The following is an 18,864-nucleotide window of genomic DNA, read 5'->3' as shown; positions in this document are numbered from 1 at the left end:
GCGCATCCCGCGTCTCCCGGCATTTCCTTGAGCCCTTCGAAGACGGCCCTTCACCCGAGGTCGGCGGACGGTGGTGGCACCACGGCGGTCGCGGCGATCCTCGCCGCCGTCCTGGTCTCGGTGGGGATGGTCGCGACGTCCGCCCGGGCCGCGGACGCGTACACGCAGGTGTATGAGTTCAGCTATTCCGCGAACGAGGAACCCCTGATCGAGGAGGGGTTTAACGAGAGCTACGACGCCCAGTACCACGACAGCGTCCAGGGCTTCCTGTTGAGCACGACGACGACCTGTTCAAGCGGGGCGTTCTGTGCGAGGGCGACGTCAAGCAGCTCAGCGCGGAGGAACTGAGCGAGTGCCTGGTGCGCAAGGTGTACGACGTGTCGACGTCGAACGGCGCGCCGGACGACTTCAGGATCGAGCTGCGGCCAGGCGAGAACCGGGTCGCGGTGACGATCCACGACGACAAGCCCTCGTCGGCCAACGGGGAGGCGTGGGCGCAGTTCGGCTTGACGGCCGGCATCACCGTGGCGACGCTCCTGATCCGCAGCGTGTGCCTGAGCGGCGCCCTCAACCGGGCGGCACGCCCTTCCCGGTCCGCGCCGTCCACGCTGGGGCGTTGCCGGTACGGCCTCCATACCTGCTCGCGGATCGCCTCAGCGGTGACGTCGCCGCGCGGGATGCGGTTCTTGCCGTCGTCACGGATGGTCAACTGAATCCAGTCGTACCGTTCCACCTCACGCGGGCCAACCAGCTTGACCACCAGCAGCCCCGTGTCCGGCGTTCCCCTCGCGCCGGCGTCACTTCCAGCATGGACCGTATCTCCCGGTGCCTGCGCCGTTCCTCGGCGGCGGCCTGGTCGCAGCGTGCACCGGCAGCCGCCCTCCACCCCAGCCACGCCAGAACACCCGCACCGAACGCGATCACAGCAGAGGCAACAGACGCCCCGTCGCCCAATTCTTCGATCTTCACCGAGGCATGGCGCCGCCCTCACGACGCCCCACCTGCCGGCCGTCGGGTAGACGACAAGGCTGCGCAGCGCGACGGCGGCTGGCGCACAAGTCAGCTGCGACGTGATGTCCGCGCAGTCACCGATGGCAGCCCTCCGAACGCGAAAGACGGAGCGCCGGTCGCCGGGCGGCTGCGAATGACGCCGAGTTGGCCGCAGCTCCGACCGGCCGGCCGGGCTACTCCGTATACCTCGGCGTCCACCATCCACCACCGAAGAGGGGCTTCGATGGTGGACGTGGACGCGGCGTGGCGTCAGACGACGATGACTGTTTTGCCGAGCAGCTTGCCGTTGCTTGCATCCTGGTGGACGGTCGGCAGTTCCTCCAGCGGCCGGCGGTCGGCGATGTGCAGCTTGAGTACGCCGTTGTCGATGCGGGAGACGAGGTCGGCCAGGTGGGAGGCGTCGGGGCCGACCCACACGCCGGCCGTGCGTACCGAGCGTGCGTCGTCGGCCGGCACCGGGCCGGCGGAGCTGACGACGACGCCGCCGTCGGCCACGTAGGGGGTCAGCTTCGCGAGGTCCTCGGGAGCCAGGCGTACGTGGTTCACCACCACGTCGAAGGGACCACCGACAGGGGCCGGGCCTGCGTCGAGGTCCAGCGGGCCGACGACCTTCTCCGCACCGTAGCCGTTCAGGCGGTCGGCATGCTGGGGGCCGTCGACGGCGGTCACCTTAGCGCCGGCTTCGACGGCGAGCTGGACCACGATGCTTCCCACCGCTCCGCCTGCCCCGTTGACGAGAACGGTCTGGCCGGTCTTGATCCCGGCGAGCTCGACGGCTGCTTGGCGAGCGGCCAGCCCGGTCAGGGGTAGTGAGGCGGCGTCGGTCAGGGGGATGCTGCGGGGCGCGGCGGTCACCAGGTCGGCCGCCACGACCGCGTACTCGGCGGCTCCGCCGTGCTCATGCAGCGGGAACATGGCGATGATCGGGTCGCCGACCTGCAGTCCGCTGACTCCGTCGCCGAGCTCGGCAACGGTGCCCGCGACGTCGAGGCCGGGGGTGATCGGCAGCGCGGTGGGGATCATCTCAGCGAGGACACCCAGCCGGATGTGGTCGTCGACGGGGTTGAACGAGGTGGCCACCACCTTCACCAGCACTTGGCCGGCGCCGGGGACCGGACGCTCCACCTCCTCCTGGCGCAGGACTTCGGTGCTGCCGAACTCGTGGTAGCGAATAGCCTTCACTGCACTCTCCTCATGGTTTCGGGGTGTCGATCCGTGGCGAACGGGGGAATCTCCGGACGCCGCGACGCCGCCGCACTTGCCTGGGCAACTGTGCACGAGTGTGCTTGACTTGCCTAGGCAAGTCAAGGTGCGTGGCATCACAGAGACCGACCGGGTCAGTGCCTGCCTCTGAGCAGCGAAAGGCATCTGGGTGCCAGGGTTGCCCAGTCAAGTAAGCTGCGCTTATGACCGGCACCCCCCGATGGCTCGACGACGAGCAGCAGAAGCTGTGGCAGGACTTGCGCACCGTGGTCATCGCGCTGCCCACGCTGCTGGACCGCCAGTTGCAGCGGGACGAGGGCATCTCGAACTTCGAGTACAGCGTGATGGCTCGGCTGTCCATGACCGAGACGCACACGATGCGGCTCAGCGACCTGGCCGCGCAGTGCGACAGCACGCAACCACGGCTGTCCAAGCTGATGGTCCGTTTCGAGCAGCAGGGGTGGGTCACCCGATACCCTGACCCAGACAACGGCCGGTACACCCTCGCGACCCTGACTGACGCCGGACTGCATAAAGTCGAGGACAGCGCCCCAGCTCACGTCGAGCGGGTCAGGCAACTGGTGTTCGACCCACTCAGCGCTGCACAGCAACGCCACCTCGGCGCCGCGCTCTCCCGCATCGCCGCTCTGGCACGCGAGCAACTCGACGGCCGGTGAACGACGCCCACCGAACTGAGCTCGACACCTCAGCCCGGGTCCCAGGGCTCCGTGTTGGCAACGGCGATATGAGCGGTCGGCATGGCGGAACGGTATGCCGTGTTCGAAGCGGGCGCCCGCGCGGACCAGCGCGACGAGATGCGCGCGTTGACCGCGCGCCAGCGAGTCTGGGCGGCCTCGATCAGTTTGAACGCCATGGCCAGGCCGGCGGCCTTCGAGCCGTGCCCTTTGGTGACTTTGGTGCGGTGCAGGACACTCAAAGCCCTCGTCCCTGACCTTCGTCGGTGAGCACTTCGGGCGCGGAGACCACTTCGCCAACCGGCAGCCAGTTGCAAGGCTCGGGCAACAGACGGTTCCATACCGCCTTGACCTGTGCACACTCCCCTGCCAGGACACATAGAGCGTTGTCGGCTAACAGGCAGAACCGCGGAGCACTCCGCTGAAACAGGAGGCTGCACCGCATCTGACCTGTGGAAACGTGGAGCCGCAGGCAGGGGTGGGTGCTGTTGAGCGTCGCTCGTTGCCGTTGGACGCAGTTCCAGGCCCTTTACGGCACCCGGTGCTCCCCATCCGCTCCCCCGATCCGCAGTACGCACCGGCTTGCCGAATCCTTAGGGCTTCCGCACTCAGCGGGAGCCGGGATCGGTGGAGGAAGGCGTGCGGCGGGCCCTGACCGGTTTCGTAACCCAGTCGGTCCTGCTGACGCCCTAACCGGCAGCGGCGATGTACCGCCGCCGCCCGATCGGGGTCACCTTAGGCCGGGTGCGCCTCGGCCCACTCGCGCATGCTCCGGGGCGCGCGGCCCGTGATTCGCTCGATCGCGTCCGTGACCGGTGCCTCCTTGTTGACGTGCGCCTCCCAGGTGGCGAAGAGCAAATCCGCTGGCGCATGTGGGGCGATCTCCGCGCGGGCGGCGGCGGGATCGATCTCCTTGTAGCGCAGCTCCCGGCCGTGGGTTTTGCCGATCAGCTCAATCTGCTCTCGGTGCGTCAACGACTGTGGTCCAGTGACGTGGTACCGCTGCCCGCTGTGCCCGTCCTGCGTCAGCGCCACCACGGCAATCGCGGCGAGGTCTGCGGGGTGAATGGGCGAGCCGGCAGCGTCCGCGAAGGGACCGCGAACGACATCTCCGCCAGCGAGCTGGCCGGGGACGTCGAAGGCCCAATGCAGCGCGTCGGCAGAGTTGAGGTCCAGCCGCAGGAAGGTCCATTGCATGCCAGAGTCGATGATCGCCTGCTCGATCCCGTGGTGTAACACCGCGATGTCGTTAGGCTGCTGCTCGGCGTTGTCGTCGATCTCCGCCGTTGACTGGAACACAACCCGCTTGACGCCGGCGTTCTTCGCCGCCTCGATAAGTTCTGGCACCCCAGGCCCCATGGCAAGGACGAAAACCCCATCCACGTCCTTTACCGCAACCGCCAGACTTGCGGGATCATTCATGTCTCCCGCTACGACCTCGGCGCCTGCGGGGAGGTCGACCTGCTGGGGATGACGGGTCAGCGCCCGCACCGGCACGCCGATCAGTACCAACCGCTCGACAATGGACCGGCCCACCGGCGCAGTTGCCGCAGTTACTAAAATCATTGGTTGCTCCAGAAACAGTGTGGCGTGATGAAAGATCGAAAGTCGGCTGTCACATGGTTGGGCATCAAGCAGATTCATGACCCTCGCCGCGAGGACAGCAAATAGTCCGGTTCGGCGCCCCGGTGCTGCCTTCGTGTTGCCCATGCCACTGACTCTGGCAGCCCACTAGGAACATTAGGTTCCTACTGGCGTGGGAAACTTCCGGCATGTTGGAGACGTCGGCGCGGTTGCTCCGCCTGCTGTCCTTGCTGCAGACCCCGCGCAGGTGGAGCGGCACGGAACTGGCCGAGCGGCTGAGTGTGACAACGAGAACCGTTCGTAACGACGTGGAGCGCCTCCGTGCTCTCGGCTACCCAGTGCACGCCACCTTCGGCACTGACGGTGGCTACCGCCTCGCCGCCGGGGCCAATCTGCCGCCGCTGCTGCTCGAGGATGACGAAGCTGTCGCGATCGCCATCAGACTGCGCACCGCCACACCTTCCGTGGCCGGAATCGAGGAATCCTCCTCCCGCGCCCTGGCCAAACTCGAACAGGTACTGCCCACACGACTGCGTAACCGGATCAACGCTCTACAGAACTACAGCGTCGCTGTCTCTTCCGGCGCCGATGACAGCCAGGTGGCGGCCTCTACGCTCAGTGAGATCGCCGCAGCGTGCCGAGACCAGCAACGCCTGCGCTTCGACTACCGCTCCCACGACTCCGTCGAGTCCCGACGCGAGGCCGAGCCCTACCGCCTGGTCAATTGGGGTAGACGCTGGTACCTCGTCGGCTGGGACATCCAGCGTAAGGACTGGCGCACGTACCGGGTCGACCGCATGGCGCTGCGCCTACCGCACGGGCCTCGATTCCTCGCTCGCCCGCTGCCGGATGCGGACATCGGAACGTACGTGATGCGGGGCATCGGCAGCGCGGCGTGGCGACACCGGGCGACGATCATCGTTCACCTACCCGCCGATGTCGTCTTGGAGCGACTTCCACCCGCCGTAGGACCGGTGGAGGTGATAGACGACAACCGCTGCCAGGTGCGGACGGGGTCGGACAACCTCGAGCAGCTTGCTGTCTGGTTCGGACTGCTCGGCGCCGACTTCAAGGTCATCGAGCCGCCGGAGCTCATCGCTCACCTGAACATGCTCGCCAACCGGTACCGACGAGCCGCTGGCGGCACATGAGGCAACAGCCCGTGTGGCGAAGCGGATAGGAGCCGGAGCCGATCGACTGCCCGTGGTGCGCGGGCGGCCCGCCCCACAAGCTCCGGTTGGCTGGTTCGGGGCCGGTCGACGGCATCTTCTCGCTCTGGGTGGCCGAGCACGCTGATGGCACCGGGCGCGGGATCGTCATCCAGCACGGCCCCCATGAGGATGAGCCAGACACCGTGTGCTTTGAGCCCGCCCACAGCTTGGTGGAGGCTGGCCTCCGCGGGTGGGAACTGTCCGACGACGAGCTGGCCTTGCAGTTCACCGAGGATGCTGCCAGCAAGTTGGAGCTCCCCGACGTCGATGGTTGGCTGCGGTTCCGGCTCGCGGTGAAGCCGGCGGCGCGGCGTAAGCTGCGGGCCGGGCTGGAGAAGCTACTCCAGCTGTCCAGTTGACGGCCTTGCACGCCTATTGGTGCGTCCTTCGCGGCAGATGCGAGCGCCGAAATTCGCCAGTCGGCGGGTCCGCGGCATCTGGGTCTACGTTGGGCGTCAGTACCGCGTCTTGCCTCACGTCCAGCGAAACCGTGCAGCTGCACCGGCGGCGGACTCAGTGCTGGAGCAGGCCACCGACCGGGACGGGGACGACGTGGCCGGTCGGGGGAAGGGTCTGCGCGAGTGCCAGCCCGACGTCGACCAGCGACGATCGGCGCAGGCGGGCCACATCCGGTATTGAGGTCCAGACCGACTCGACGGTTTCGCCGTTCGGCTCGGGGCGCAGTGTGCCACCAGTAATGCGGACTCGGTAGAAGATGCCGATGTTCTGGTGCTTGATTCCCAGCCGCGCCTCGGTGGCGGGAATCACCCTCGAGTCCACGCCCAGCAAGCGTTCAACCAGCGCGTCGCAGCCGGTCTCTTCGGCGACCTCGCGGATCACCGCATCGAACGGATCCTCCGCGTGCTCCACCTTGCCCCCCGGAAGGGTCCAGTTGGTGTCGCCGGTCGGTGATACATAGCGGGCGAGCAGTACCCGCCCATCCTCGATGCACACGGCATAAGCCGCCAGCCGGAAACTCATCGGCACCTCCGGCCGGACCCTACGCCACCGTTGGGATCGTATCTGGTCCATGCGCAGGCGATCAGGTGCACGCTCATCGACACAACCGCGCGGTCGGCGGCAGATGCGGATGCTGGGCGCGGGCGCGGGCGCGACATACTTCCTCCATGGATAGAGCATGGAGGCTTCGTCCGGCGCTGTCCGCGGATGCGGAATGGCTTGCTGACCTCAAGGCGCGCGCCATGCGCCCAGACCTGGAACGCCTGGGACTGTGGGATATGGAGTGGGCTCGCCGCCGGTTCCTGGACACCTACGTTCCTGCCAACACCGACATCATTGAGGTCGACGAGAAGCCGGTGGGTGTCATCGCCGTGCGGCCCGAGGTCGATGCGCAGTGGATAGAGCACTTCTATCTTGATCCTGCGATTCAGGGTCAGGGCATAGGCGGTCAGGTACTCCGGCACGTCATGGACGCCCACCGTGACGTGAGGCCTTTCCGGCTTGCCATCGACCGGGGTAGCACGGCGCGCTGGCTCTACGAGCGAGTTGGCTTCGTTCACCTCTACGACGACAGCAACGGCGTGGATCAGATTTTCGGCGCTCCGGGAACCGCTGCCGCGCGAACGTGACGGTCAGATCCACCCCCTGTCACGTCGGAGGTTCGCCTTCCTCCCCAAGCAGTACGTGGCACAGCATCGGGCCATCGAGGACATGCCAGCAATGGATGACCCCGGCTTGCTAAGCCGACGCGAGCGGACCGACATCGGCGGATCCGGACGCCGCCGAGCGGGCGACAGACAGCCCCGTGTGTAATCAGTGCTTTCTGTGTGCTGGCGTAGGCTCGCCGCTGACTTGCGGACATCGATGGCTGCTGCTGGTAACGGTGGCGTACGTGGCTGTACAACCCGTACGCCGACAGCTCTTCCGGTGCCCGAAGAGGTCACCCGGCAAGAAGCCCTGCTCACCTGCGTCGGGACGGCCGGATTCGAACCGACGACCCCTTATTAGCATCCGAAGCCACCCGGACCTTGTCCCTGATTGCCAGAAGTGGGCGCCGTCAGCGCAGCGCGGGACTCCACCGCGCCCCACTCCCCCACATCGGGGGACGCCCCGTCATCAAGAAAAAGCCTGCGCCTACCCACCGCGACCCGCATACCGCAGGCAAGGGGTTCGCGTCGGTGGGTCGACACGGCCTATTGCCCTACCACCGATGACGCTTTCGCCGAACCGTCGTTCATGCCGAGCTCGGCGGGATAGCTGCCGAAGCTCTTCAGGTTGAACTTGCGTACAGCCACCGCCCAAGGGTTGTGCGTGGCCATGTAGACGAGGTGCTCGAAGTGTGACAGGTACGTCTCGCCGCGCTGGGCACGCTCGGCGAGGATGTAGGGCTCCAGGACGCGCCAGGCCTGCCGGGAGCGGTAGCTGACCGTACCCACGAGAAGCCTCGGATCGACCGCCGCAAAAGCCAGCATCTGGCCCAGACCGTTGTAGTACATAGATAGCCGGACCACATGGTGACGGGCCTCGGCCGGCAGGTCACTGACGCTGACATGGGGTGGCGGGTGTCGGACGGTCAGCTCATTGAGGACAAAGTCCTCGGCGCGTAGAAACTCGTCGCTGGATCGGTCTCGGGTCAGCAGCTCAATCGCGACGAGGGTCTGGTTGGCGGTCTGCGCCGAGCGCAGCTGGCGTAGCGCGAATACGACCGTCACGACAACCGCGATCGCAGATCCGCAGGCCGCGACGACATCCGCCAGGTCAGCTATCACAAGTCCTGAGGGTAGTAGGTTGAGGCGAGTGTCGATGGCTGGATCCCCGCGCTTCGGACTGGCGCGACCACGAGCCACATTTGTCGCTTGGAGCACCGTCACGGACGCGGTGCCCCATCAGCGGTATGTGCGGACGCTGTCGGTGCGCTCAGTGTTTTCCGGCGTAGTGGGAAAGCACCAGAGCCCTTCACGCAGATCACCTGCTGCGATCCCGGCAAGCCTGGGCCACGGCACAGCGGCGACCTGGCGGACATCGTCGACCTCATGCTCGCCACCGGCGCCCGCATCGGTGAGATCCTCGCCCTGCGAGGGGAGGACCTCGACCTCGCCGCCGAATGCCCCATCCTGACAATCTGCGGCACGCTCGTCTTCGTCAAAGGCCAGGGCTTCACCTGCCAACCCTGAACCAAGAGCGACGCCGGCTGGCGGACGGTCGTCCTGCCCCGGTTCGCCGTCGGCACGCTGCTGGCCCGCAGGCTCGAACCCGCCGACAACTCCACGACGCCGATTTTCGCCTCCCGACGCGGCACCTGGCTGTCACCCAACAACGTCCGCCGTCAGTGGCGTGAGGCCTGCGCCGACACCGACCTCACCTGGGTCACCCCCGCACCTTTCGCAAGCCCGTCGCCACCCCTCATCAGGAAGCCCTGACCAGCGGAAGGGCTGGTCAGGGCTTTTCGTCTGTCGGACCCAGACCGAACCCCGCCGGGTCTGATCGCCCCGCTCTCCTTGCCACCGTGCCGCGCCCGCCTCACGGCATGGGTGCCAACCGAACCTGTGGCAACCCTCCTGTCCGCAGTGCGCTGGCCGAACCTGCACCTCGACGCGGTCCACTTCGCCGTCCCCACCTTGTCCCCAGCGTGGCCCCCGACCGCTGGGTGGATCCGTCGCGGTCCTCCAGCCTGACGGCCGGATGTTCGAGTCTGAACTTTCTTGAACGTCTCGGTCCGTTTCCTGGCATCTCTAGTCCGGATGGCATATATATGGTTCGATGCGATCAGACGATGGCGTGCCACCTCTGGACACCGCAGGCCGGCGAGCCCGAGGCGTCGGCTGCCACACCTTGACCGGTTGACTGGAGATCTCATGACCAGCCCTCGATCCGCTCCGCCTCGGCAGACTCCGGGAGTAGCCTGCCCGCGCCGTGCCCGCGTCAGGCCCACCACGCTGAGCATGCTGTCGATCGCAGCGCTTGTCCTGACGTACGTGGTGGCCATGCCGGTCGCATCCACGCCAGTGGGCCTGACCATGGAGGCGGCCGCCGCCTACGTCAAACTGGGCAACCGGACCACCGGCAAGTTCATCGACGGCATGGGCCGGACCACCAACGGCGCCGCAGTCGGCCAGTACTCCTCGTCGTCCAGCGACAACCAGCAGTGGACGATCGATGCCGTCGGCGACTACGTGCAGATCAAGAATCGGGCCACCGGCCTGTACCTGGACGGGATGGGCCGCACGACGGGCGGATCCATCTGCGGCCAGTGGAGTGGCAGCGGCAGCACCAACCAGCAGTGGATCCGGGAGGACTCCGGCGGCTACACCAAGTTCAGGAACCGGGCCAACGGGCTGTACCTGGATGGCGGGGGCAGCACGTCCGACGGCGCCAACCTCGTCCAGTACGCGAACAGCGGCAGCACCAACCAGCAGTGGATCGTCACCGACGTGTCGACTCCGGGATCGGGCACGATCACGGTGGACGGCAACAACATCCGCGCCGGCAACGTCAACGGCCTGACGTTCAAGGGCTTCGGTGCGCTCAGCGCCAACAGCACCAGCGAGTTGCTGATGGATTACAAGGCCCAGAGCCCGACCGCGTACGCGCAGCTGCTGCGGGTCCTTTTCGGTGGGGAGAGTCCGGTCTTCACCAACGTGAAGATCGAGATGGGCAACGACCGCAACAACTCCACCGGACCGGACCCCTCGACCATGCGTTGGGAGTCCGAGACCCCCAACGTCAAGCGTGCGCAGGGCTTCCAACTCGCGGCCGACGCGAAGAAGGTCAACCCGAACGTCAAGGTGACCCTGCTGCGCTGGAACTCCCCCGGCTGGGTGAACAGCAACGACAAGGTCTACACCTGGTTCAAGAAGACCATCCTGAGCGCGTACCGGACCTACGGTTTCATGGTCGACTACGTCAATCCGGGTCTCAACGAGCGCGGGGCGGACCTGAACTGGACCAAGACCTATGCCAACCGGGTCAGGACCGACAGTGCCGACTTCGCCAACTCGACAGAGCAATCCCGGTACAACCAGCTCAAGGTCGTCATCTCCGACGAGGTCGGTGTCGGGTCGTTCGGCGGCAGCATGATCAGCGACGCCGGCCTGCGCGACGTGGTGGCTGCGGCCGGCTACCACTACAGCCCCGACGACGACAGCGCCGGCAACTTCAAGCGCCTGGCGATGGACTACGACAAGGAGATCTGGAACAGCGAAGCACAGGCGACCTTCGGCAATTCCGCCCTGCGCCCCAACAACAACATGCGGTCCCCGTCGGTGGTCGGAACCGGAATCGGCGGCACCAACAGTGCGCTGGAGATGGGAAACACCATCATCAAGGGATTCGTCAACTCGCGCCGGACCAACTTCATTTACCAACCGGCCATCGGGTCCTTCTACGAGGGTGGGCAGTACTCCTACAAGGAGGTCGTCAGCGCCCGTGATCCCTGGTCGGGCTGGCTGCACTACGACGCCGCCATCGACGTGCTGCGGCACTTCAGCTGGTTCGCCAAGACCGGCTGGGAGAACTCCAGCAACACGGCCGGTATCTGGCGCGCCGTCCCCGAATCCAGCTATACCGGAGCGACCGGGACGAACCCGGTGGTCGGACGCAACGGCACGCCCAGCTATCTCACGCTCGCCGCGCCCGACAGGCGCAACTTCTCCACGGTCTTCATGAACGACAGCGAGTACACCCAGTCGTACCGCCTCCAGCCGGTGAACATGGCCTACTCCGGCGCTCCGGCCCTACAACTGTGGGAAACCCGCGCGGCCGACCCCGGCCAGGCGTTCAACGCCAACTACCTGAAGCACCTCGGCAGCGTCACGGCCGATGACGGCGGGGTGTACTCCGTGACGGTCAGGCCGAACTCGGTCGTCACCGTGACGACGCTGGCCAACCACACCAAGCCCGAGTACCTGGAACCCCTGCCGGTGGAGGGCCAGCGCACCGTGCTGGACACCGACATCTCCGGCGACGTGCAGAGCACCAGCGACAACATCCTCTACGCCGACGGCTTCGACTACTCCGGCAAGACGGTCCCGGTGATCGGCAGTGGCGGCACCATCACGGGCACGGAGGACTTCATCACGTCGCGTGGCGGCGCCAGGAGCGTCATCCCGCGCTACGCCAGCGACCGCAACGGCGCCTTCGAGGCGTACCAGCCGGACGGATCGACCAATTACGTGCTGCGCCAGCAGTTGGACGGCCCGAGCCAGGGCCTGGGCGGTGCGTGGAACGGGGGGGACGCGGTCACCAGGATCGGTGACAGCCGGTGGCTCAACTACAAGGCCAGTGTCGACGTCTCCTTCGAGAACAGCAGCACCCAGAACGGCGCCAACTACGCCCGGCTGGGCATCCGCGAGCAGCACGGTGACAACGGTGCGCCGTACTCGGTGCGGTTCACCTTCGACGGGGGCTGGCAGTTGCTGGTCAACAACAGCGCGGTCGCCAGCGGCAATGTGGTCAGCGGCGCCGGCGGCGTGCGGATCGGTGGGTTCAACACCGCTCACAACGCGTGGCACAACATCGCGCTGAGGGGCGCCGGAAGCACGGTGACCGCCTACCTCGACGGCGTCACGCTGGCCACCTACACCGACCCAAATCCCAAGCTGTCCGGCCGGATCACGCTGGGCAGCGGCTACTACTTCACCCGGTTTGACAACCTCCGGGTGGAGACGGTCGACGGAAGCCCGCCGTACTACTCCGAGGTGCTGGACAACCTGGAGATGTCCGACCTGGCCAACCCGCCCGCCAGGAAGCTGGTGTACGGCGGGTCCTGGGCGCACGAAAACGGTAAGGGGATGTACAACGTTCAGCGGAGCCTGTCAACCAGCCAGGGAAGCGGCTCGACGCTGACCTACACGTTCGCCGGCACCGGACTGGACATCATCGGGCCGAACAACGGCTCGGCCGTCCTGCAGGTCAGGGTGGACGGTACGGTGGTCAACTCCGCAGCGAGCACGCTCGCCTCTCCCGAGTTCTATCAGACGTACGCCCTGCGCAACCTCGGCGCCGGCACGCACACCGTGGAGATCATGGTGCGCAGCGGCAGTCTCGTCGTGGATGCCGTCGGGGTTGTCCGGCCGTGATGCCGGTCGCGCCGGACGGCCAACAGGGCTCATCCTGCACAGGCCGTCTGCACTGCGTCGCTATGGGGCGATATTGCACGTAGACGTCAAGAAGCTCGGAAACATCCCCGACGGCGGCGGCTGGCGCTACGTCGGCCGAGCCGAAGGCAAGAAGAACCGCAACGCCACCGCGGGCAAGCCGCGCAGCAAGCACTACAACCCGATGATCGGCACTGCATTCGTGCATACCGTCATCGACGACCACAGCCGCGTCGCCTACGCCGAAATCCACGACGACGCAGAGCGGTCACCTGGTTCCACGACCGCGGCGTCGTCACCCAACGAGTGCTCTCCGACAACGGCAGCTGCTACCGCAGCCACGCCTGGCGAGACGCCTGCACCCAACTCGACATCACCGCAAAACGCACCCGCCCCTACCGCCCGCAAACCAACGGCAAAATCGAACGCTTCCACCGCACCATGGCCCAGGGCTGGGCATTCAAACGGATGTACTCCAGCGAGTCAGCCCGCCGAAACGCACTGCCCGCCTGGCTACACGAGTACAACCACCACAGGTCCCACACCGCGATCGGCAAACGCCCACCCATCAGCGCTTAACCAACCTCCCTGGGCAGTACACCTAGGGCATCCCCGCTGCTGGCGTGCCCGTGCTGGCTCTGTGGCGGCCGCTCACGGATCCGGCAGGACCGGGCGCAGTGGTCGCGCACCGAGTTGGGACAGCCCGGCCTCGGTCGTATCCGTGAGCAGCCGCCGGTATCGCTGCGGATCGCCGGCGGCGATACTTCTGGCCTCGTCGACCTCCGCCGCCAGCTCAGGCGGGTAGTCCTCGGGGTTGAGCGTGAATCGCATCGCCAGATCCGCTCGCGCGCGCACGTCGTCGGTGGCGAGGAAGGCGGTCAGGCAGGCGATGCGGAAGGCTCGGCACAGGTCGGCCATTTCGTCCCACTCCGCCTGGCTGGCTGCGGTTGGCCGTCGGTTGTCGAGGTCCGCGCGTGTGGGGTAGACGAGGGTGGGCTGCGCCCAGTACCAGCCGCGCGCCGCGCCGGCCTGCTGCGCCGGACTGCCCGAGCGCGCGTACGACAGCAGGCCGGCCAACACGGCGCTACGCCCGATCGCGGTCACGAGCGGTGCGACGAGTTGGCGGTTGCAGCTCGAATCCTCGTCGGCCACGATCGTCGCCAGCACCTGCTCCGAGAGCGCGGCCGCCCGATCCGGCCGACGCCTAAGCACTCGCGCGACCTGCATACGTTTCGCCGCGATCAACTCGAATCGCTCGTGGTCGGGTGCCAGCGGCCCGGGAAACTCACACGACCAGTCGGGGCAAAGCTGCTGGATCAGCCCGTCCAGCAGGTCTTGCACGTCCTCGCTCACGCTTCGACTCCCAGAGACCCGGACGACATCAGCGTTCGAACCCTACCGCCACCGTTCGCGCCTCTCCGCCACACCGGGAGACCGCAAAGTACTTCCGGACGATCGCAGGCGGAAACGTCCGGACCTATCTTGCGAGCCGCTGGCCACCATGGTCGTCATCCGCAAACCTCCAACCGGACGCCGACACGTGCCTGAGGACTTGTCATCAAAGGCAAGTCTGCCGCCTGCTGAAGCGTCACCTCCAGCGCCACCGTGAACGCCGGGTCCCGGGCGGTGACCTGATCCAGCACTTAACGCCGATAACCCCGCAGCGAGCTCAGGCTTGGCCCCGCCCACATGCGGTCAATCGTTCAGCTGCTGCGGAATGCGCTACTCATCCGTCTGGAACGGCGAACCGATTACCGCTCAAGCGGGCGATAACTTCGCGATGTTCCGCGCGCTCGATGGTGGAGCGGTCGACGCGGGGACACCAACTGGCCACAGCGCTCATTCGGACTTGCTCACAGGCCAGCTCATAGGCCTTGGTACGTCCGATACCCAAGATCGCCGCGGCGGTCTCCACATCGGTGGTGACACCGAGATCCCGTACCTCGTCGATCGCCCAAGCATGCCCCTGCACACGGCCCGGCGTGTGTTCGTCGCTTGTGGTGGTTGCATCGTCGGCGCCCTCCCCTGAGGTCGTACGGACGCCGGTATCGACGTCAACCTCACGATGCACTCAGCCGGTTGCGCGGTGCGTTGCCACTGCAAAGCACCGCGACAGGTATCGGCATCAGCCACAGCATCCAGTGGCGGCTAAGCCCTGCCGACAGCAGGGAAGCCGGTTTGCCACCGGGGAGGAAAGACCGGGGCAAGCAGGCAGTACGACCAAGCGTGAGCGGGCGTTTCCAGCACAGCTACGGCCTGGGCGACCAGCTTGCGGCGTCGCCGAGCACCGCCTCCATTAGCTCCGCAGCCTTCCGTTCCCTCTCCGGCAACACATGGGTGTAGATCTCCCGCGTCGTACGACTGTCGGCGTGACCAAGCCGCCGCTGCATCACGTGCTCGGGAACGCCAGCGCCAGCACCGGCGGTAGCGGAGGTGTGCCGCGCATCGTGGAGCGAGATCATCGGAACGTCGGCGTCAGCGCACGCCTTCGCCCACTGGCCAGTGAAGTACTTCGGGTAGTACGGCTCCCCGTCCTCCCGGCAGAACAGGTATCCGCCGTCGTGGTACAGAACTCCGGCGTCGCCCTTCTCGACCGTCTGGCGCGTCCGGTGAGCGTCCAGCTCCGCTACCAGGGCTGGCCCGAGCGCTACCGCCCGCTTGCTCTTGCCCTTGGGTGACTTCTCGACCACGCCGTTGCTGGTCGTGGTGCGCTGTCAGTGCAGCAGCAACACACCCCGGTCGAGATCCACACGCGGCCACTTGGACCGGCCAACTCTGCACGGCGGGGGCCGACGACGATCGCCAGCACCCAGGCGGCACGGAGCCGGTGGACGGCGTGGTACTTGAGGAACTTCGCTGACGGCGCGGGCGTCCAGACGCCCTTGCGTCCCATCGTCTCCCGCTCGACCTGCCGAGGTTGCCGCACACCATCGACGTTGACCCCAAGGTCGCTCAACGCCTTCATCATGACCCGGTGCACGATCCGGACGGTGGTCGACGACAGCGGGCCGCCGTTCTTGCCCCCACTCTTCAGCAGCTTCTTGTACAGCTCGTGGATCGCTCGATTGTCGAGAGCGTAGAGCTGCCGCGTGCCGATGTGCGGCACCACGTAGCAGCGCATGATGTCCCGGTAGTTGCTGAGCGTCGTCTCCTGGGCATCCAGCTCGCGCTCGTTGAGCCAGCTCTCCAGTTCGGCGGCGACGCTGCCGTCAGCCCTGAGGTCGGCGCCGCCGAAGGCCGCGCGCGTCCTCTTCCGCCTTCTGCGCGGCGGCCTGATTGGGGAACCCCTGCCGCTTGTGCTGGCGGCGCCGCCCGTTCGCGTCGGGCGGAAGGTCGATGATGAAGAATCAGCGGGTCTGGCCGTTGGCGAGGCGGTAGTTGTAGACAGCCATGCGGCTGCACTCCCGCAGTAACGGGATCGAGGGATGCAACCCACGTTAAGCGATCTCCGTTACCGCCAGCGTTACCGCAAGTTCACTCATGATCTTCTATATCCGCTGGTGAATACCAGTCGGGACGGCCGGATTCGAACCGACGACCCCTTGACTCCCAGGCAACCGACACGATCTCGTGAGCTGGCATCGGACGAACGCTGAGCAGTGAATACCGTCCGACATCATCCCCGCACGTCCGTGTGTGTCCGTCGCGGTCGTCACCCAGTTAGTCACTCAGTCCGCGCTCCCCATGCACAAAGCCAGGTCCCAATGCAGCACCATGGACGTCATGGATCAGGAGACTGCGCGCCAGCGGTGGCACCAGGAGCACGTGGCATCCTGGCTCCAGCTCATCGCCACTCTCCGGAGTGAGGGCTGGGAGGCGCATCTGACGTGCGCGGCAGCTCCAGTGCAGGTGGAAGGCTCTCTGCCGAACGGTGAGCGCTTCTACTTCCGCGCCCGCCACAGCGAAGTGTCGCTGGGCATCGGAGGCCACGACCCCGCCGACATCCCCGAGTGGGAAGAGACCGAATCGCGCACGGAAGCCAGCTGGCTACCAGCAGCCGAGGGCGAGACCACCATCAGACGGCTTGCTTTCCGGTACGCACAACAGAGCAATCCGACTCAGTGAGCACCGTCAGTTTGGAAGGTGCCTTGATTGTTGTTCAAGGTCACCAGTAGGCGGTCACGAGGGGAATTACAGTGACCCTACGTGACGTTTTCGATGTCTTGTGCGAGGCTGGCACCGTTCTTGACCCTTGCGTCGGGCACGGACCGGGCACGGCCACAAATCGCGCGCTGTTGCCATCCCGTCTGCCGCCGGCCCGCCCTCCTGGGGAGCGGGCTGCCGCCCGATCCGCCACCTCAAGGCGGCCTTGACGCACGTTTAGACGCTGGCGGGTCGGGTGGTGGTCTGGCGTAGTCACTCAGTAGTCACCCAGGTACGACAAAGGGGCCGTCTCGATCTTCCGAGATGGCCCCTTACCTCTGTCGGGACGGCCGGATTCGAACCGACGACCCCTTGACCCCCAGTCAAGTGCGCTACCAAGCTGCGCCACGTCCCGCCCCCGCGCGGTTTCCCCCGCAGCAGCCGGTACAGCTTAGCGCAGCACCTGTCGGTCATCCGCACAGGCCCCACCCGGGTTGTGGGAGCCGCGAACCACCGCACACCGCCTACAGCGTCCTAGGAGGGTGGGGTGGAAAAATGCCGGACGGGCGCGATGGCCCATCCGGCATTTCGACGATCAGAACAGGTCAGCCGTGCGCCTTGCCGCGGCCGCCGGGGCCGAGCTTCTTGCGGGGGCGTACGGAGATCTCGATGGGGCTGCCCTCGTACCCGAATTCCTCGCGGAGCTTGCGCTCGACGAAGCGCTGGTAGCCGGCGTCCAGCGGGCCGGTGGTGAAGAGCACGAACCGCGGCGGCGCCACACCGGCCTGCGTGGCGAACAGGATGCGCGGCGCGCGACCGCCGCGCACCGGGTGCGGGGTGGCCTGCACCAGCGCGGTCAGCCACTGGTTGAGGTGCGCGGTCGGCACCCGGGTCTCCCAGCTGGCGAGGGCCTTGTTCAGGGCCGGGGCCAGCTTGTCCACCGCGCGGCCGGTCATCGCCGACAGGTTCAGCCGGATCGCCCAGGGGATGCGGCGCAGCTCCCGGTCGATCTCCTTGTCCAGGTAGTACCGGCGGTCGGCGTCGACCAGGTCCCACTTGTTGAACGCGATGACGAGCGCCCGGCCCGCCTCGGTCACCATCGTCAGGATCCGCTGGTCCTGTTCGCTGATCGGCTCGCTGGCGTCCAGCAGGACCACGGCCACCTCGGCGGCCTCGATCGCGCCGGCGGTCCGCAGGCTGGCGTAGTACTCGGTGCCGCTGGCCTTGCCGACCCGCTTGCGCAGGCCGGCCGTGTCGACAAGCTGCCAGGTCTGGCCGCCGATCTCGACGAGGCTGTCCACCGGGTCCACAGTGGTGCCGGCGACCGAGTCGACGACTGCCCGCTCCTCGCCGGAGAACCGGTTGAGGAGGCTGGACTTGCCCACGTTCGGCCGACCGACAAGCGCCACCCGGCGCGGACCACGCGGCCTGTTCTCCACGATCGCCGGGGCCTCCGGCAGCGCGGCGAGGATGGCGTCCAGCAGGTCACCGGAGCCACGACCGTGCAGCGCGGACAACGGGAACGGCTCGCCGAGGCCGAGCGACCACAGCGAGGTGGCCTCCATCTCGATGGCGGTGTTGTCGGCCTTGTTCGCCACCAGGATCACCGGCTTGGCGCTGCGCCGCAGCATCTTCACCGCGGCCTCGTCCACGTCGGTGGAGCCCACCATCGCGTCGACCACGAAGAGGACCACGTCGGCGGTGACCACCGCCGTCTCGGCCTGCGCCGCGATGGCCGCCGCCCGGTCCTTCGCGTCCGGTTCCCAACCGCCGGTGTCCACGACAGTGAACGACCGGCCGTTCCACTGCGCGTCGTACGGCACCCGGTCCCGGGTCACACCGGGGACGTCCTCGACGACCGCCTGCCGGCGGCCGATGATGCGGTTGACAAGTGTGGACTTGCCCACGTTGGGGCGGCCCACCACGGCCACCACCGGCTGCGGGCCGGTCGGCTCCTCAAGGATGACGTCGGGCTCGCGCAGCTCGACCCATCCCGCCCCCTCGCTCATGCCACTCCTCCGC

At 66.9% G+C, this 18,864-nt stretch carries 17 protein-coding genes, 1 tRNA gene and 3 pseudogenes; 10 read left to right on the top strand and 11 right to left on the bottom strand.

The features are described 5' to 3' along the window. The first annotated feature begins 27 nt into the window (after positions 1-27). Together AB0K10_RS30170 and AB0K10_RS30165 are read left to right on the top strand one after the other, a co-directional pair. A complete protein-coding gene (locus tag AB0K10_RS30170) occupies positions 28-348 on the top strand; it encodes a hypothetical protein (RefSeq protein ID WP_363689131.1) in 321 nt (106 codons plus the stop codon). 11 nt (positions 349-359) lie between these two features. Continuing rightward, positions 360-713, top strand: coding sequence for a hypothetical protein (locus AB0K10_RS30165; RefSeq protein ID WP_363689129.1), 354 nt, complete (start codon positions 360-362; stop codon positions 711-713). Positions 714-1,260: 547 nt separating this feature from the next. Here AB0K10_RS30165 and AB0K10_RS30160 read toward each other — a convergent pair. Next, a complete protein-coding gene (locus AB0K10_RS30160) occupies positions 1,261-2,193 on the bottom strand; it encodes an NADP-dependent oxidoreductase (protein WP_363689127.1) in 933 nt (310 codons plus the stop codon). 224 nt (positions 2,194-2,417) lie between these two features. Between AB0K10_RS30160 and AB0K10_RS30155 the strand changes: the two genes are divergently transcribed. After that, positions 2,418-2,891, top strand: coding sequence for a MarR family transcriptional regulator (locus AB0K10_RS30155; RefSeq protein ID WP_363689125.1), 474 nt, complete (start codon positions 2,418-2,420; stop codon positions 2,889-2,891). Positions 2,892-2,996: 105 nt separating this feature from the next. Here AB0K10_RS30155 and AB0K10_RS30150 read toward each other — a convergent pair. Beyond that, a pseudogene (locus AB0K10_RS30150) lies at positions 2,997-3,136 on the bottom strand (IS256 family transposase); the annotation flags it as partial. A 508-nt stretch (positions 3,137-3,644) separates the two neighbouring features. After that, the gene (locus AB0K10_RS30145; RefSeq protein ID WP_363689123.1) at positions 3,645-4,619 is read right to left on the bottom strand and encodes an NAD(P)H-binding protein; all 975 of its coding nucleotides are present in this window, start codon (positions 4,617-4,619) and stop codon (positions 3,645-3,647) included. Positions 4,620-4,681: 62 nt separating this feature from the next. On the opposite strand from AB0K10_RS30145, the gene AB0K10_RS30140 reads away from it, so the two are divergent. After that, positions 4,682-5,644, top strand: a complete 963-nt coding sequence (locus AB0K10_RS30140; protein WP_363689121.1) for a YafY family protein — start codon at positions 4,682-4,684, stop codon at positions 5,642-5,644. A 128-nt stretch (positions 5,645-5,772) separates the two neighbouring features. Continuing rightward, positions 5,773-6,063, top strand: coding sequence for a hypothetical protein (locus tag AB0K10_RS30135; protein WP_363689119.1), 291 nt, complete (start codon positions 5,773-5,775; stop codon positions 6,061-6,063). Positions 6,064-6,217: 154 nt separating this feature from the next. On the opposite strand, the gene AB0K10_RS30130 is transcribed toward AB0K10_RS30135, so the two are convergent. Continuing rightward, positions 6,218-6,685 (bottom strand): NUDIX hydrolase, encoded by a 468-nt coding sequence (locus AB0K10_RS30130; protein ID WP_363689117.1) that lies wholly within the window; start codon positions 6,683-6,685, stop codon positions 6,218-6,220. Between the two features lie 146 nt (positions 6,686-6,831). On the opposite strand from AB0K10_RS30130, the gene AB0K10_RS30125 reads away from it, so the two are divergent. Next, positions 6,832-7,293 (top strand): GNAT family N-acetyltransferase, encoded by a 462-nt coding sequence (locus AB0K10_RS30125; RefSeq protein WP_363689115.1) that lies wholly within the window; start codon positions 6,832-6,834, stop codon positions 7,291-7,293. Positions 7,294-7,857: 564 nt separating this feature from the next. Here AB0K10_RS30125 and AB0K10_RS30120 read toward each other — a convergent pair. Further along, positions 7,858-8,433, bottom strand: a complete 576-nt coding sequence (locus AB0K10_RS30120; RefSeq protein ID WP_363689113.1) for a hypothetical protein — start codon at positions 8,431-8,433, stop codon at positions 7,858-7,860. Between the two features lie 210 nt (positions 8,434-8,643). Between AB0K10_RS30120 and AB0K10_RS30115 the strand changes: the two are divergent. The 3 genes and pseudogenes from AB0K10_RS30115 to AB0K10_RS30105 form a co-directional block, all read left to right on the top strand. Then, positions 8,644-9,039 (top strand): annotated as a pseudogene (locus tag AB0K10_RS30115) (tyrosine-type recombinase/integrase); the annotation flags it as partial. A gap of 567 nt (positions 9,040-9,606) precedes the next feature. Beyond that, on the top strand, positions 9,607-12,741 hold the full coding sequence (locus AB0K10_RS30110; protein WP_363689111.1) for an RICIN domain-containing protein: 3,135 nt from the start codon (positions 9,607-9,609) through the stop codon (positions 12,739-12,741). A 58-nt stretch (positions 12,742-12,799) separates the two neighbouring features. Beyond that, positions 12,800-13,364 (top strand): annotated as a pseudogene (locus AB0K10_RS30105) (integrase core domain-containing protein); the annotation flags it as partial. 46 nt (positions 13,365-13,410) lie between these two features. Here AB0K10_RS30105 and AB0K10_RS30100 read toward each other — a convergent pair. The 4 genes from AB0K10_RS30100 to AB0K10_RS30085 all read right to left on the bottom strand — a co-directional run bounded on the left by AB0K10_RS30100 (position 13,411) and on the right by AB0K10_RS30085 (position 16,195). Further along, positions 13,411-14,112, bottom strand: coding sequence for a hypothetical protein (locus AB0K10_RS30100; RefSeq protein WP_363689109.1), 702 nt, complete (start codon positions 14,110-14,112; stop codon positions 13,411-13,413). A 373-nt stretch (positions 14,113-14,485) separates the two neighbouring features. Continuing rightward, a complete protein-coding gene (locus AB0K10_RS30095; RefSeq protein ID WP_363689107.1) occupies positions 14,486-14,830 on the bottom strand; it encodes a hypothetical protein in 345 nt (114 codons plus the stop codon). A 178-nt stretch (positions 14,831-15,008) separates the two neighbouring features. Then, the gene (locus AB0K10_RS30090; protein ID WP_363689105.1) at positions 15,009-15,449 is read right to left on the bottom strand and encodes a tyrosine-type recombinase/integrase; all 441 of its coding nucleotides are present in this window, start codon (positions 15,447-15,449) and stop codon (positions 15,009-15,011) included. Beyond that, on the bottom strand, positions 15,407-16,195 hold the full coding sequence (locus AB0K10_RS30085; RefSeq protein WP_363689103.1) for a hypothetical protein: 789 nt from the start codon (positions 16,193-16,195) through the stop codon (positions 15,407-15,409). The genes AB0K10_RS30090 and AB0K10_RS30085 overlap by 43 nt, the downstream gene beginning before the upstream one ends. 287 nt (positions 16,196-16,482) lie before the next feature. Here AB0K10_RS30085 and AB0K10_RS30080 point away from each other — a divergent pair, with 287 nt between their 5' ends. Next, positions 16,483-16,824 carry a hypothetical protein gene (locus AB0K10_RS30080; protein ID WP_363689101.1) on the top strand — a complete coding sequence of 114 codons (342 nt, stop codon included), beginning with the start codon at positions 16,483-16,485 and terminating at the stop codon, positions 16,822-16,824. 359 nt (positions 16,825-17,183) lie between these two features. Here AB0K10_RS30080 and AB0K10_RS30075 read toward each other — a convergent pair. Together AB0K10_RS30075 and der are read right to left on the bottom strand one after the other, a co-directional pair. Continuing rightward, positions 17,184-17,257, bottom strand: a tRNA-Pro gene (locus AB0K10_RS30075). A 190-nt stretch (positions 17,258-17,447) separates the two neighbouring features. Continuing rightward, on the bottom strand, positions 17,448-18,851 hold the full coding sequence (gene der / locus AB0K10_RS30070; RefSeq protein WP_363689099.1) for a ribosome biogenesis GTPase Der: 1,404 nt from the start codon (positions 18,849-18,851) through the stop codon (positions 17,448-17,450). Positions 18,852-18,864: the final 13 nt, after the last annotated feature.

Source organism: Micromonospora sp. NPDC049274, from assembly GCF_040678875.1.
Taxonomy (GTDB): Bacteria; Actinomycetota; Actinomycetes; order Mycobacteriales; family Micromonosporaceae; genus Micromonospora.
The sequence above is the reverse complement of the archived record's forward strand: the minus strand, read 5'-3'. Positions and strand labels throughout refer to the sequence as shown.

Bases quoted from the DNA above. Each gene is read 5' to 3' on its own strand.
- AB0K10_RS30155 (WP_363689125.1), top strand. From the start codon at position 2,418: ATGACCGGCACCCCCCGATGGCTCGACGACGAGCAGCAGAAGCTGTGG.
- AB0K10_RS30145 (WP_363689123.1), bottom strand. From the start codon at position 4,619: ATGGGCAACACGAAGGCAGCACCGGGGCGCCGAACCGGACTATTTGCT.
- AB0K10_RS30140 (WP_363689121.1), top strand. From the start codon at position 4,682: ATGTTGGAGACGTCGGCGCGGTTGCTCCGCCTGCTGTCCTTGCTGCAG.
- AB0K10_RS30130 (WP_363689117.1), bottom strand. From the start codon at position 6,685: ATGAGTTTCCGGCTGGCGGCTTATGCCGTGTGCATCGAGGATGGGCGG.
- AB0K10_RS30125 (WP_363689115.1), top strand. From the start codon at position 6,832: ATGGATAGAGCATGGAGGCTTCGTCCGGCGCTGTCCGCGGATGCGGAA.
- AB0K10_RS30110 (WP_363689111.1), top strand. From the start codon at position 9,607: ATGCTGTCGATCGCAGCGCTTGTCCTGACGTACGTGGTGGCCATGCCG.
- AB0K10_RS30080 (WP_363689101.1), top strand. From the start codon at position 16,483: ATGGATCAGGAGACTGCGCGCCAGCGGTGGCACCAGGAGCACGTGGCA.
- der (WP_363689099.1), bottom strand. From the start codon at position 18,851: ATGAGCGAGGGGGCGGGATGGGTCGAGCTGCGCGAGCCCGACGTCATC.